This window comes from Ruegeria sp. THAF33, from assembly GCF_009363615.1.
Taxonomy (GTDB): domain Bacteria; phylum Pseudomonadota; class Alphaproteobacteria; order Rhodobacterales; family Rhodobacteraceae; genus Ruegeria.
Genome location: NZ_CP045385.1, coordinates 452616 through 466728 on the forward strand (window position 1 = coordinate 452616; position 14113 = coordinate 466728).

At 58.5% G+C, this 14113-nt stretch carries 12 protein-coding genes; 4 read left to right on the plus strand and 8 right to left on the minus strand.

The window, feature by feature from the left end:
* Positions 1-174 precede the first annotated feature (174 nt).
* The gene (locus tag FIU92_RS19255; protein WP_152460331.1) at positions 175-2001 is read right to left on the minus strand and encodes a BCCT family transporter; all 1827 of its coding nucleotides are present in this window, start codon (positions 1999-2001) and stop codon (positions 175-177) included.
* A gap of 423 nt (positions 2002-2424) precedes the next feature.
* The gene (locus FIU92_RS19260; RefSeq protein WP_152460332.1) at positions 2425-3369 is read right to left on the minus strand and encodes a PDR/VanB family oxidoreductase; all 945 of its coding nucleotides are present in this window, start codon (positions 3367-3369) and stop codon (positions 2425-2427) included.
* 98 nt (positions 3370-3467) lie between these two features.
* Here FIU92_RS19260 and FIU92_RS19265 point away from each other — a divergent pair, with 98 nt between their 5' ends.
* The 4 genes from FIU92_RS19265 (at position 3468) to FIU92_RS19280 (ending at position 7249) form a co-directional block, all read left to right on the plus strand.
* Entirely contained in the window at positions 3468-4415 is a 948-nt protein-coding gene (locus FIU92_RS19265) for a LysR substrate-binding domain-containing protein (RefSeq protein ID WP_371419756.1), read from the plus strand.
* Positions 4416-4518: 103 nt separating this feature from the next.
* Positions 4519-5676 (plus strand): aromatic ring-hydroxylating dioxygenase subunit alpha, encoded by a 1158-nt coding sequence (locus FIU92_RS19270; protein WP_152460334.1) that lies wholly within the window; start codon positions 4519-4521, stop codon positions 5674-5676.
* A 256-nt stretch (positions 5677-5932) separates the two neighbouring features.
* Positions 5933-6172, plus strand: coding sequence for a hypothetical protein (locus FIU92_RS19275; protein ID WP_152460335.1), 240 nt, complete (start codon positions 5933-5935; stop codon positions 6170-6172).
* A gap of 45 nt (positions 6173-6217) precedes the next feature.
* A complete protein-coding gene (locus FIU92_RS19280) occupies positions 6218-7249 on the plus strand; it encodes a GlxA family transcriptional regulator (protein WP_152460336.1) in 1032 nt (343 codons plus the stop codon).
* On the opposite strand, the gene FIU92_RS19285 is transcribed toward FIU92_RS19280, so the two are convergent.
* The 6 genes from FIU92_RS19285 to FIU92_RS19310 all read right to left on the minus strand — a co-directional run bounded on the left by FIU92_RS19285 (position 7208) and on the right by FIU92_RS19310 (position 14063).
* Complete coding sequence (locus FIU92_RS19285; RefSeq protein WP_171232103.1) at positions 7208-7771, minus strand: sarcosine oxidase subunit gamma; 564 nt, start codon at positions 7769-7771, stop codon at positions 7208-7210. The two genes, FIU92_RS19280 and FIU92_RS19285, sit on opposite strands and share 42 nt — an antisense overlap.
* The gene (locus FIU92_RS19290) at positions 7764-10718 is read right to left on the minus strand and encodes a sarcosine oxidase subunit alpha family protein (RefSeq protein WP_152460338.1); all 2955 of its coding nucleotides are present in this window, start codon (positions 10716-10718) and stop codon (positions 7764-7766) included. The genes FIU92_RS19285 and FIU92_RS19290 overlap by 8 nt, the downstream gene beginning before the upstream one ends.
* Positions 10715-11002 (minus strand): sarcosine oxidase subunit delta, encoded by a 288-nt coding sequence (locus tag FIU92_RS19295; protein ID WP_152460339.1) that lies wholly within the window; start codon positions 11000-11002, stop codon positions 10715-10717. Before FIU92_RS19295 ends, FIU92_RS19290 begins: the two co-directional genes overlap by 4 nt.
* A 12-nt stretch (positions 11003-11014) precedes the next feature.
* Positions 11015-12265, minus strand: a complete 1251-nt coding sequence (locus FIU92_RS19300; RefSeq protein WP_152460340.1) for a sarcosine oxidase subunit beta family protein — start codon at positions 12263-12265, stop codon at positions 11015-11017.
* Positions 12266-12478: 213 nt separating this feature from the next.
* Entirely contained in the window at positions 12479-13723 is a 1245-nt protein-coding gene (gene glp, locus FIU92_RS19305) for a gephyrin-like molybdotransferase Glp (RefSeq protein ID WP_152460341.1), read from the minus strand.
* Complete coding sequence (locus FIU92_RS19310; protein ID WP_152460342.1) at positions 13716-14063, minus strand: hypothetical protein; 348 nt, start codon at positions 14061-14063, stop codon at positions 13716-13718. The genes glp and FIU92_RS19310 overlap by 8 nt, the downstream gene beginning before the upstream one ends.
* Between the last annotated feature and the right edge of the window lie 50 nt (positions 14064-14113).

Sequence of the window (14113 nt, forward strand, 5' to 3'; positions counted from 1 at the left end):
GACGTACGGGTTATGCGGCCGGTCGACAGGGGGCAGGTTTGGTTCGCCGATCAGTGCGGCTTTGGCCTCGGGGTGATATTGGGGTTTTTCACGTCAAAGGCGACGCTTTGCCAAATAAGAACAGGCCGCCCAGATGGGGCGGCCTGACCAGGTTTTATTTCTTTTGCCTACGCGTTACTCGGCTGCCTGCGTGCTGCTGGCAGAGTGCTTGTCACGCTGACTGTCGCGGAACAGCGCCTTGGCCAGCGATACGCACATCAGGCCCATCACCATGGTGAACGGAAGCGCACCGATGATCATGGCATTGCGCAGCGCGTCCATAGGGTTGTTTTCACCCGCCGCCAGGATCAGCGCACCGATCACTGCCGTCAGGATCACACCCCAGATGATGCGGTGCTTGATACCGGTTTCCTGGCTACCACCTGACATGATGGTGTTCATCACCAGAATACCCGAGTCCGCCGAGGTCACCAGGAAGGTCATGATCAGGATCACGCACATAACGTTCAGCATGGACAGTAGCCCACCGTCGATCATGTAGGACAGTGTGGTGAACAGCTTGTTGGTGTTCGATGCACCGATGATCGCGCCTTCTGCCGCGCCTGCCAGTTCCAGATCGATCGCTGTGCCGCCCAGAACGGTCATCCAGGCAAAACACACCAGCGCAGGTGCGAACACGCAGCCCAAGATGAACTCGCGGACGGTGCGACCTTTGGAGATGCGCGCCAGGAACAGACCCACGAAGGGCGAGAACGCGATCCACCATGCCCAGTAGAAGGTCGTCCAGCCTGCCTGCCAGCCGAATTGACGACCTTGCTCACCCGCAGCATAAGCCGCGGCCAAGGTTGCTTCGTCCAACTCGGCTGCTGCACCTTCCAGACCGCTTTTGAAGCCGTCGAAGCTGCCCCAGGCGTTGGTCGCCCCACCCATCAGGTCTGCGGCATGTGCTTGCGCCTCGGCCGGCAGGGCCGCTGCGAATGCTTCGGCCGACAGCGGACCATAGGCGTTGAAGCTGAGTGACAGGAAGTGCAGGATGTAATCGACCATGGCAGTACCATAAGTGGTCATGGCAAAGACAAACGAGCCGAAGACCACGAAAGTGCCCAACAAGATGATCGACAGCACCAGATTCAGGTTGGACAGGTACTTAACACCCCGGCCAACACCGGATACCGCCGAAATGATCGACAGGCCCATGATGACGACCAAGCCTGAAATCAGACCAACCTTGCTGGGGGTCGGCACCTCGCCACCCAAATCCATGATCCACTGCATGCCGGTGATCGCATAAAGTCCGTCGATGAACTGGCTGACGCCATAACCGATGGTTACGGACACACCGAGGATCGTCGCGACAACGCCCAAAACGTCGACCACGTGGCCGAAAAAGCCGTTGACGAAACGGCCAAACAGCGGAGTCAGCGCCGAGCGGATCGTCAGAGGCATGTCGCGTGTGTAAGCGTAGTACGCCAGCGACAGGCCGGTCACCACGTAGATCGCCCAGGCGTGGAAGCCATAGTGCAGGAAAGTAAAGCGGTAAGCCGATTGCAGGGCCTCAGGCGTGTTACCTTCGACCGCACCGGAAACAACAACCGGGTTCGATCCCCAAAGACCCAGCGGTTCCGCCGTGGCGAAAACCATGAGCCCCACACCAAGACCGGCACCGAACATCATGGAAAACCATGAGAAGTTCGAAAACTCGGGCTTTTCCCCCGGCGTTCCCATGATCCGGCGACCCGTGGACGGAATGATCGCAACAACGGCCAGGAAGAAGAAGAAAAAACCGACAATGACGATGTAGAAGCTGTTGAAGACCTCCAGCAACTGGCTGTTCAGGCTGCCCAATGTGCTGTTTGCATTCGCTGGGAAAACCAGGGCCCACAGGACCAGCCCGACCATGATGGCCTTGCTGATCAGGGCAATTGGGACGCTGTAGTTTTCATAGAATCCGGAATCAGCCGTTTCTATTTCAACGTCCGTGAAAGGTTCGGGTATCGACATATCGCGCGTTCCTCCTCGAGTGTGTCGTTTTTGTTCTTCTGAAAAAGTGCTGGAAAACATCGCGTTGCACGACGTGGACAATCATGCACGTTGTACAAACCGATGCTGAGTTGTGTTCAGCCCAAACTTGGGCTTGCAGTAATAACGCGTGCTCCCATTACGTCTCTTACTGCAAATATCCTCCGATTACTTGCTGCCTGCTGTCATCACCGGTCCTGGTGGTAAGACAGCCTGAGGTTGAATATCGTCGCAGCATCCAAAGTGGTTGTTGGGTTTCCAGTTTCGAAAAACCTATAGCAAGGGTGAGATGTTCTAACTTGAGAATCCGACACTTCGATCACATGAAGCGACCACCGAATTCACTCGATTGCGATGTTAGCGAGAACACTACGGCGACATGATTTGTTGTGACCACTGCGTCCTTCACAGCTTCAGGACCAGTTTATCGGACTTGGCCCGCGAAACGCAGGTGCACAGGAATTCGTGGCTTTCCTGCTCTTGCGGTGTGAGTATTCCGTCGCGATGATCGACCTGCCCTGACACTACGTCAACAATGCATGACCCGCACAACCCTTCAGAGCAGCCGAAATCGACCTGCACGCCGTTGCTTTGCAATACTTCGAGAATGGTTTCCTCCTTTTCAACCGGGTAGACCGCGCCGGTTGACTGGATTTCGATCTGAAATTCCGCGTTTGGGTCGTGGTCGATGTCAGAGGCGGGTGCAAATCGTTCAAAATGGATTGCCCCGCCACGCAAGGATGCACCTGCTTCCAGAACAGCATTCAGCATCGGTTCAGGTCCGCAGGTATACACATCCGCACCGACGGGCATCGATTGCATGACCGATGCCAGATCAAACCTGCCGTCTGCGTCATCGCAATGCAAATGATACCATTCATCCAGCCCAAGGGCCCTGAACTGCGCGTCCATCGCTGCAAATTCTTTCGATCTTACAAGGTAGTAGACCCGAAAATCCTGCCCGCGGTTCATCAGTTCCCGCGCCATTGCAACCAGCGGAGTCGCCCCGATGCCGCCTGCGATCAACGTGACATGCCGATCGTGGTTTTCGAGTTTGAAGTGATTCCGCGGCCCGCCGATTTCGACCATCGCCCCTTCTTGAAGCGCGTGCATGGCCACCGAGCCGCCACGCCCTTCATCTTCGCGTTTGACGGCGACATTGATTACACGGCCGTCCTGACTCCAGCTCCACAGTGAATACTGCCGCACCAGATCGTCGGCCAGATGGATATCGACATGTGCGCCGGGTTGAAGGCTTGTGAAGCGGCCGTTTTCGATTTCAAAGCAAAAATCGGACGTGTCCGGGCTCAGCCGTGTTTTGCGCACGAGGCGGGCAACTTGTGTATCCATCACACATCCTGTTCGTTCTCGGTCGACCTTGGTTCTGTACCCGATCGCAAACAGCAGGAAAAAACATAGATTTCAATTGCAAAATTTCTCACATTCGGATGAATGTAATTCACCTCTACCTTTTGAGCCACGCAGCAACCATGTCACGACGCCACTATAATCTTCCACCTCTCACGACTTTGTCGGCCTTCGAGGCCGCCGCGCGGCATCTCAGCTTCAAAGAAGCGGCCGGCGAACTGTCGGTTACGCCGGGCGCTGTCAGCCACCAAATAAAAGCGCTGGAAAGTGAACTGGGTTCGGCACTGTTCGTCAGAAAGCACAGGGGCGTGGAACTGACCGAGGATGGCCAGGACCTGTTTGAAGTGCTCGGTTCGTCGTTCCGGCAGATTTCGAAGGTACTTGAAAAGATTCGCAGCGGCGATTCAGAAAATCCGGTGACGGTCGGGTCCACTACCGCTGTGGCGGCGTTGTGGCTTTCTCCGTCGGTCATCCGGTTCTGGCAGGACTACCCGCACGTGAAAGTGAACCAGATGGCACAGGACAAGCCATTCTCGGACAGACCGGATATCGACTTTTTCATCCGCTACGGTCGTGACGTGAATTCGCAGCTGAACCATACTAAACTGTACCGTGATACTCTGACGCCGGTCTGTAGCCCCGAAATGGCCATGGAACTGAAGGGGGCAAGCCTGGAAGACCTGGTCGAACGTCGCCTGATCCACCTTGAAACGCAGGACAACACCTGGACCACCTGGCCATCTTGGTTTCACGACCTCGGATACACCGGAGTTGTACCGGTGCAGTCGCGCGTAAACAGCTATGCGTTGGCGTTGCAGTTGGCCCGTAAAGGGGCCGGGCTTGCATTGGGGTGGAAACGCTTGATCCAACCCATGCTGGCATCCGGAAAACTTGTTGCGCTGGAAGAATTCAGCCTCCCTGCCCCGAACAATTTTTACCTCGTCGGTCGCCCGGACGACCAACTGACAGAAGGTGCCCTGGCGCTGAAAAACTGGTTGCTGGATGAATTGTCCGGGGGTTCGGTTTAGTCTGCCTCAATCGGCCATGAGGTTTTTTGATATTGAATGAAGCCGGCTCGACCGGCCAATGGGGGTAACGTTCAACACATTCCGAATTACTCAGGAGCAACCGATGAACAAGCATTCAGCGCTTTCGTCTGTTCTGACCCCGGTAAACACCGCCAAGGGCCTGCCGAACGAGCATTATATCGATCCCGATGTCTTCGCCGAAGAACGGGAGGCGGTCCTGTTCGCGAACTGGTCGGGCATAGGTTTTGGCAAAGACATTCCCGAAGCGGGAGATGCCTTTCCGATCGACTTCCTCGGTGTGCCGCTTCTGATGGTGCGCGACCGTGACGGGCAGATCGGCGTTTTCCAGAACACCTGCCGCCATCGCGGAATGATTTTGGTTGACAAGCCGCAGAAAATCCGCGGCGCGATCCGATGCCCCTATCACAGCTGGTGTTACGGCCTGAATGGCGAACTGCGCACTGCGCCGCATGTAGGTGGCCCCGGACAGAACACGCATGAAGATCTGGACTTTGCTGAACTGGGCCTGATCCGCATACGTTCCTATGTCTGGCGCGACGTTGTCTTCGTGAATGTGGATGGCAACGCCCCGGAGTTCGAAGAGGTCCATCGCGAATTGATGGAACGCTGGAAAGATTTCGAACAGCCCATGTATCATGGAGGTGCCGGCGCGTCTGTCCGGCTCGAGCTGGAGTCGAACTGGAAACTGGCGGTCGAAAATTTCTGCGAAAGCTATCACCTGCCCTGGGTTCACCCGGGTCTCAACAGCTATTCGCGTCTGGAAGACCACTACAACATCAATGAACTGGGCAAGTATTCGGGTCAGGGCACCTACGTCTATCGCCAGTTTGAAGGTCAGAACGGCGAAAAACTGGATGACTTCCAGAATCTGAGCGAAAAGTGGAACGAAGGGGCGGAATACATCGTCGTGTACCCGAACACCTTGCTGGGTGTTCAACGCGACCATGGATTTGCCTTCATCATCGATCCGATCACGCATGAACGGTCAAACGAAAGGATTGAGCTGTACTACGCCAAAAAACCGGAAGACGCACCCGAGCACGAAGCGTTGCGCGCAAAGAACGCGCAGCTTTGGAAAACCGTTTTCGAAGAGGATGTGTTCGTGGTCGAGGGCATGCAGAAAGGCCGTCATGGCGTCAAATTCGACGGCGGCCGTTTCTCGCCCGCGATGGATGGCCCAACGCATTGTTTCCACCACTGGGTGGCCACTCAGATCGAAAAAGCCCGTGCCGAGGCATAAACGGCTTTCCGGCCGGATCATGGGCTGAGGGCGCCACGGATGTATCCTGCTCGGTCATTTGCAATCAGGAACATCGCAGGTGCAGGCGATGTTCCACGATTGCGCAAAGACGCGTGCGGATGCGTGTGATGGGTTCATCAAGGGCCGGTCCGCATCGCTAACGGCGCTGGGAAATCAGAACTCAGGCGCAAAAAGGTAGAAAGCGTATGATTGCGTACAGGCCAACACACTTCGCGTTTCCGGTAAGAGGCTGACTTTGGATCTGCAAGAACTCGACAAGCAACTGTTACAGGCTCATGCGGATAATGATGTGCCTGCGCTGATCCGGCTGTACCACGAGGCAGCCGACCGGGCCGAGCAAAATCAGGATCTCGACGCCGCTTGTTTTTATCTTACACATGCGTTTGTGTTCGCGCTGGAATACGGCGCGCCCGAAGCGGATGAGTTGAACCGAAAACTATACGAACGCGGTCGCGCCCATCGTTTGGTGTTCTGACGAAATCGGTGTAGTTGGGGTATCGTGCTGGCAAAGAGACAAAGCATGACCCATTTCACCTTTCTGTGCCTCGAAGATTTCCCGCTTGCTGCCCTGTCCATGGCCATCGACCCGCTGCGCGTGGCTAATGAGATCAGCCGCAGCGATGGTCTTGGCTGGACTGTCGTTTCGGAAGATGGGCAACAGATCATGTCCAGTTCACGCCTCAGCATCAACCCTGACAAGGCATTGTCCGAGGTGGAGGAAACCGACGTCGTGCTGGTCTTTGCCGGGGCATCAGCCCGGTTGAAGGATCGCAAGGCTTCGGGCGGAGCGCTGCGACGGCTTTTGTCCCGTGGCGCGCGGATCGGTTCGGTCAGCGGCTCACTTTTTGCGCTGGCGGAAGAAAAGTTCTTCGATGGTTACAGCTGTAGCGCGCATTTCTGCTATACCGCTGCTTTGAAAGAACAATTCGACAGGGTGAACCTGTGCGACACGCTCTATACGATAGATCGCAACCGAATGTCCTTTGCCGGGACTTCAGCGGTTTTTGAATTCATGCTGGGCGTGATTTCGGATGAGGTGTCCGATGCAGTTGCCGTCGAAACGGCCTGCTGGTTCCAATACGCGACTTTGCGTGATGCCGATACGTTGCAGGTTTTGCCGGGCTACAGCAAAAATCAGACCCGCAATGCCCTGCCGCGCCCGGTTCGGCGGGCCATCGAGTTGTTTGCAAACAACATCGAAAACAAGATCTCGATCGAGCAGGTTTCGCAACGCGTTGGCATGTCCATCCGGCAATTGGAGCGGCATTTCAAGAAGGAAACGGGGATCAGCCCCGGAGGTTACTATCGCAGGCTGCGACTGGATGCGGCGCGGCAAAAACTGCTTTATACCGACCAGCCTTTGCAGGAAATCGCGCTTTCGGTCGGGTATGACAGCGCCAGTTCGTTTTCAAGCAACTATCGGCGCGAATTCGGTCTGCCACCGACTCAGGAGCGCAAGGACCGAAGCCGCGGCGCCAGACACGCGGCTTTGTCCTTTGGGCACCGTCCTTCACAGAGCCCTGGCCACCTCGATCAGCATGTGGTGAACTGAAATCGCATAGCTGCGTGGCGCGTAGACCGAGAAATCCGTTCTCGCCTCATTGCAGCGCAGCAGGCATCCCACATGGTGGATTGCGGTACGGTTGAAGGCTCCGGCCTGCATCTGTTCGACATCCAGAACGGTCAGGCGTTGCAGCAAGCCTGTGGCACCCTGCCCGGTCATGTCGATGCGTGTGAACGCGTCCGACTGATCGGTCACCGACGCTATGCCGGCCAGTTCGGTTTCCATACGCCTGGCCAGCTCCAACGGGCCTGCAAAAGCTTCTTCGCACAGGTACTGATCCGAGCCCAGCCAGTGCAAGCTGCTGGTTTCGCCCTTTTCCCACCGCCCCGCGTCAGGCGCCGGGATTCCGCAAACGGTTTGAAGTTTGGCTTTGACGGTTTCCTCCTGCCCCAACCGGGCCGAGACGGATGCCAGCGCCACATCCTCCCGTTCCTGAAAGGTCAGAGTTCCGACCACGTCCCGTTTGGGTTCACTGCCGCCAATGGCGGTCTTGGCAACAAAATCACGCACGGAGCCGTTCTCCTTCGGGGTCAACGAAATGCGCGCTGACAAGCGTCGCTTTGATGTTGGTGTCATCCACCGGGCTGACAATCTGCACGGTGTCGCCCAATCGCTGCGTCCCGCGTTTTACAAAGGCCAGGCCGATGCTGCTGGACAGGTGCGGCGAATAGGCAGCCGATGTGACATAGCCCAGATCGTTTTCCGGCAGGTGTGGCGCATCCTCGTCGAACACATGGCCACCGGCCAGTACGGTATCGGCGTTGTTGACCGGCTGAATGCCGACCAAAGCCAGGCCATCCGGATCGGTCAGTGCTTCGCGGGCGCTGAGCGTCGCACCGATACTGTCTTTCTTGTTTGAGACCATGCGCCCCATGCCCAGATTGTGGACGCTGGTGGTTCCGTTCAGTTCGTTTCCGGTGGCATGGCCCTTTTCAATCCGCAGAACGCCAAGCGCTTCGGTGCCATACGGCGTTACGCCAGAGGGCTCTCCAAGCGCCATCAAATGTCGGATCAGCGCGTCACCGTACCGGGTAGGCACAGCCAGCTCGTAGGCCAACTCGCCCGAGAACGAGATACGGAACAGCCGCGCCGGGATCCCCCCGGCAATGGTCACCTCGCCACACGCCATAAAGGGAAAACCTTCGTTGCTGATGTCATGGCCGTCATCAACGACCTTTTGCAGCAACTCGCGGGATTTCGGGCCCGCTATGGCATATTGTGCCCAAGCGTCGGTGGTCGAGATCATCTGCACATCCATGTCCGGAAACAGGCATTGATGCACGAACTCCATGTGGCGATAGACTCCAACCGCGTTTGCGGTTGTGGTGGTGACCACATAGTGATCCTCGGCCAGGCGGGCGGCGGTGCCGTCATCCATGGCTATGCCGTCTTCGCGCAGCATCAGGCCATAGCGGGTTCTGCCCACCGGCAATTTGGCAAAGCCGTTGCAATAGATCTTGTTGAGGAATTCCGCGGCATCCGCGCCCTGCACGTCGATTTTGCCCAGCGTGGTCACGTCGCAGACGCCGACACCGCTGCGTACGGCCAGAACCTCGCGATCCACGGATTCGCGCAAATGGGTCTCACCAGCCTTGGGGAACCATTGCGCACGCAGCCAGGGGCCCACCTCGACGAATACCGCGCCCTGTTCTTGGGCCCATTGGTGGCTGGGCGTCAGTCGCGTAGGTTTGAATTCTTTTCCGACCGAGCGCCCGGCCCAGGCCCCCATCGCCACGGGCGTGTACGGTGGCCGGAAGATGGTCGTGCCGGTTTCGGGAATGCTCTTGCCGGTGATCTCGGCCATCACGGCCAGCGCGCCGACATTCGCGGTTTTGCCCTGATCCGTCGCCATGCCAAGGGTGGTATAGCGTTTCAGATGCTCGACACTGCGAAAGCCTTCCTGTTCGGCCAGTTTGACATCCTTGACGGTCACGTCATTCTGGAAATCCAGCCAGGCGCGGCCTTTGCCGGGCACATGCCACAACGGGGTGATACGGATCTCATCATCCTCGGCTTTCGGCAGGTCGACCGGACAGGCCCTGATCCCCAGCCCGTCAAGCGCCGCAAGTGCCGCATTGGTGCCCGAGGCGATCGCCCCGTGGCTGGTCAGGTTGCCCGCGGCGGCACCGGCGACACTCATACCCTTGGGCAGTTCGACAGGTGGGATGAAGGCTGCGAGCGGTTCGAACCATTGCGGCCGGCCGCGCTGATGGCATGTCAATTGCACATTCGGATTCCACCCACCCGAAACGCCCAGACCGCTTACTTCGATGGGGCGGGTTTGACCATCGGTCATCTGCACGGTGATCGATTTCAGCCCCAAACGGCCCTGCGTGTTCGTGACCTGCGCCCCGGCCAGCAATTCACATTCTGCAATGCGCGGTGCATCGTGGCGCGGGTCGATCACGGCAACAACTTTGATCCCGGCTTTGATCAGATCCTGTGCGGCGCGGTGTCCTTCGTCATTGTTGGTGAAGATCGCCACACGCTGGCCCGGTGTCGCAGCCCAGCGGTTTGCATAGGCCCGCATCGCGCCCGCCAGCATTATGCCCGGTCGGTCGTTGTTTTCGAAAGCAATCTGACGTTCGGTAGAGCCGGCACAAAGCACCGTGTGCTTCGCGTAGATGCGCCACAGAATCTGGCGTGGTTTCCCCGCCTCGGGCACCGCAAGGTGATCCGAGACCCGCTCAAGCGCGCCGTGAATGCCGTGATCATAGGTGCCGAACACGGTGGTGCGCGTCAGAAGGCGCACATTGTCCATCGACGCCAGTTCTCCCAGTGTCTGCGCGACCCAATCGGCATTCGAAATGCCCTCGAACCGGTCACAGTCAGACAACAGACGCCCACCCATCCGGCTGTCTTCGTCCGCCAGAATGACCCGCGCGCCAGACCGCGCCGCCGTCAACGCCGCGATCAGGCCGGAAGGACCGGCACCGATAACCAGGACATCGCAATGCAAATAGCCCTTGTCGTAGATATCCGGGTCGGCCTCCTGCGTCAGGCTGCCCAGACCGGCCGCCTTGCGGATCATCGGTTCATAGAGCTTTTCCCAGAACGCCTTGGGCCACATGAAGGTCTTGTAATAGAAACCCGCCGTCAAAAAGGGCGAAAGCCGATCATTGATCGACAGCGCATCGAAGGCGAGCGAGGGCCAGCGGTTCTGCGATGTCGCCTCGAGCCCGTCGAACAGTTCGACCGTGGTCGCGCGTGTGTTGGGCTCCTGCCGGTTGCCTGTGCGCAGCTCGACCAGCGCGTTGGGCTCTTCCGAGCCCGAGGCCAGCACACCGCGTGGACGGTGGTATTTGAACGAACGGCCAACCAACCGCACGTCATTGGCCAGCAGCGCCGAGGCCAGCGTATCACCCTTATAGCCTTCGTAGGATTTGCCATCGAAGGTAAAGCGCAGCTTTTTGGACCGGTCGATCAGACCGCCCTGCAAACGATTGTTCTGGGTCATTTTCCCCGTCCCGTCTTGCGGGCTACATCCCGCGCCAGTTCTGTAGCCAGAATTTCATGGGTCAGCGTGTCGCGTGTCACAACAAGCCACGATCTGTCGCCCTGCTCGTGAAACCACAGCTCTCGGTGGGTTCCTGCCGGGTTGTCGCGCAGGTAGACATAGTCGTGAAACTCAGCGGCGGCCGTGTCGGATTGCCAGTCGGGCCGATTGATCAGGCTCGCGTCGCCCAGATAGGTGAATTCGGACGCGTCTCGCGGGCCAAGCAGTGGATGATTGATGATCATGTGCGGGCCTCCTCAGTGCAGGTTGGGCTGTGCGCCCACACCTTTTTCGTCAATCATCCGGCCGGTTCTGAACCGGTCCAGCCGATAGGCCGTTGCAACGTCATGCGGTCGGTCGGTGGCCATCAGATGCGCGAAACAAAAACCAGATGCTGGGGTTGCCTTGAAACCGCCGTAGCACCAGCCACCATTGAAATAGAGCCCTTCAATTCCGGTGTGATCTATGAACGGCGAACCATCCATCGACATATCCATCACGCCGCCCCACATCCGCAGCAGGCGCGCGCGGCCGATCATCGGCATCAGGGACATGCCGCCTTCGGCCACGTCCTCGACCACGGGCAGGTTGCCGCGTTGTGCATAGGTATTGTAGCCATCGATATCGCCGCCAAAGACCAGACCGCCCTTGTCCGATTGGCTGACATAGAAATGTCCGGCGCCATAAGTGATCACCCCGTCAAGCACCGGTTTCAGCCCTTCCGTCACAAAGGCCTGGAGCACGTGGCTTTCGATCGGCAGGCGCATCCCCGCCTGTGCCATCACGCGCCCGGAAGACCCGGCAACCGCCACGCCTACCTTCTTGGCGCCGATGTAACCCCGTGTGGTTTCAACACCCAGCAGTTTTCCGTTTTCGATGCGGAACCCGGTGACTTCGCAATTCTGGATGATGTCGACCCCCCGTTGATCCGCGGCACGGGCATAGCCCCAAGCGACACCGTCATGACGCGCCGTACCACCGCGGCGATGCAACAGACCGCCCTTGATCGGAAAGCGCGCATCGTCAAAGTTCAGGAACGGGTACATCGCACGAACGCCCTCTGCATCCAGCAGTTCCGCCCCAGAGCCGGTGAACATCATCGCGTTGCCACGACGACGATACGCGTCACGCTGCGCGTCCGTATGACAGAGGTTCAGAATACCGCGCTGACTGACCATCGCATTGTAGTTCAGGTCCTGTTCAAGATTTTCCCACAGTTTCAGCGACAGCTCATAGAATGGCTGGTTGCCATCCAACAGGTAATTGGCACGAATGATCGTTGTGTTCCGCCCCACGTTGCCGCCACCGATCCAGCCTTTTTCCAGAACCGCCACCCTGGCGGCGTTGTGTTCCTTGGCCAGATAGTATGCCGTCGCAAGGCCGTGACCGCCGCCGCCGATCACGATGAAATCATAGCTTGATTGAGGCTCGGGATCGCGCCAAGCCGGTGTCCAGCCCCGGTGCCCTTTCAAAACCTGCCGCATGATCGCGAGTGCCGAATACCGCATGAATATGTGTCCTTAACCCTCAGTGCGCCGAAGCATCATGTGCCGCCGGGAAAGCCCCAGTCACGACGTAATCCGTCACGGAGTTTATCGGTTGCGACAATTTTCAGGCCGGTATTCGGATTGATTGGCGCGCGATCGGGCAGTTTTCCGGGTGCCCACCATGACCGCGGCGTTGCAGTTGCAAGATAAAACGCATCGCACCTGTTGCAGGGATCAGAACCTCAACAATTCTATCGAATGCCCAGCGGGCAGGTCTTCGATCTCGGCCGGTATGATCGCCAACCCGTCTGCCTGCGCCAGCAAGGCGACACGGCCACTGTAGGCGGGCGCCATCAGACGTACATTGGGAAGGCCACGCGGCGAAGTGCCGTCAATCTGGACCGGACGATACTCCTGACGACCCGCGCGACGCTGCACGGGTTCAGCCAGCACGGCCTGAACAGGTATCTGAGGTCTGTGGCACAAGCCTGCGCGCCGCGCCATCATCTGCGACCCGATTATCTGCCATGTCACATAAGCTGACACCGGGTTGCCGGGCAGACCAACGTAAAGAGCGCGCCCGCGCCGCCCGAACATGACCGGTTTACCCGGCTTCATCGCCACTTTCATGACATCGGTTTCGCCGCCAATCGCGCTGAAAAGCCGGGGCATGTGATCTTCATCCCCGACCGACACGCCCCCGGTCGTGACGATGAGGTCCGAGGCATCGCATGCCTCGCGCAGAACCTGTTCCAGACGGGTCGGGTCATCCTCGACCGGTCCCCGGTCGGTCAGTTCGATCCAGGGTTTTTGCAACAGCGCCAGCAGCATATAACGGTTCGAGTTGTAGATTTGGCCGGGGTCGAGGGGTTCGCCCAGGTGACGCAGTTCGCTGCCTGTCGAAAAGATCGTGACCCTCAGTTTTCGAAATACCAGGACTTCACCATACCCGGCGGATGCCAGCGCGGCCATCTCGCGCGGTCCAATTTCACAGCCGCGTCGCAAGATCGGACCCCCAGCACAAAGATCTTCCCCCGCACGCCGGATATGCTGGCCGGGTTTCGGGCGGCGGGTGAATCGAATCCTGTCGATCAGAAGATCGCAATCTTCCTGCATCAGCACGGCATCGAATTCAGGCGGCACCGGAGCGCCCGTGAAAATGCGCAAAGCGCTGCCTTCGGGGGCATCATGGTCGCCGCAGTCACCCGCAGCCACGCGCCCGGCGATGGGCAGCGCGAACACCGGCCCATCACCCAGATCACCAGTGCGGACGGCATAGCCATCCATGGCCGAGTTGTCGAAGGCAGGCATATCGACCTTGCTGGCGCAATCCTCGGCCAGAACCCGGCCTATTGCTTGTTCCAGCGGCAAAATCTCGGTTTCAGTGACAGGATCGGCGACGGAAAGACCGCGCTCAAGGGCGTCCTCGACAGTCAGATACATGTGGGCGTGGCGGTCACAGGCACATCCATCAGCCATTTTGAGTCTCCGAAAATATTAAGCGTCCTGCAAATCCCGGCTGTTCGGCCGGATCGGGATTGGGCAGGCCGGCCTTGAATTCTTCCAAATCCGAGCTGGGATCAGCAACGAACGGCAGCGTATCCATGCCATACCGACCATGCGCGGCGCGACCTATGCCGTCATCGCCTTCTTGCTCGGACGACAAATCCGGCTCGGGTTGGCCGCAAAGCTCAAACACGCGCGCGCAGTCAGAGTTCATGCCAAGGGTGGGCGTTACGGAGGGCAGCCCCGCCAACCTCTTGAAGCCCACGGGATCCCCGGCAGGGGTTGGTGCAGATAGCGTCAGCCAAGTGTTCATCCGTCCCTCCGGAGCTCAGGCCGCCCGGCGGGACCCCCCCGCAGGTCAGC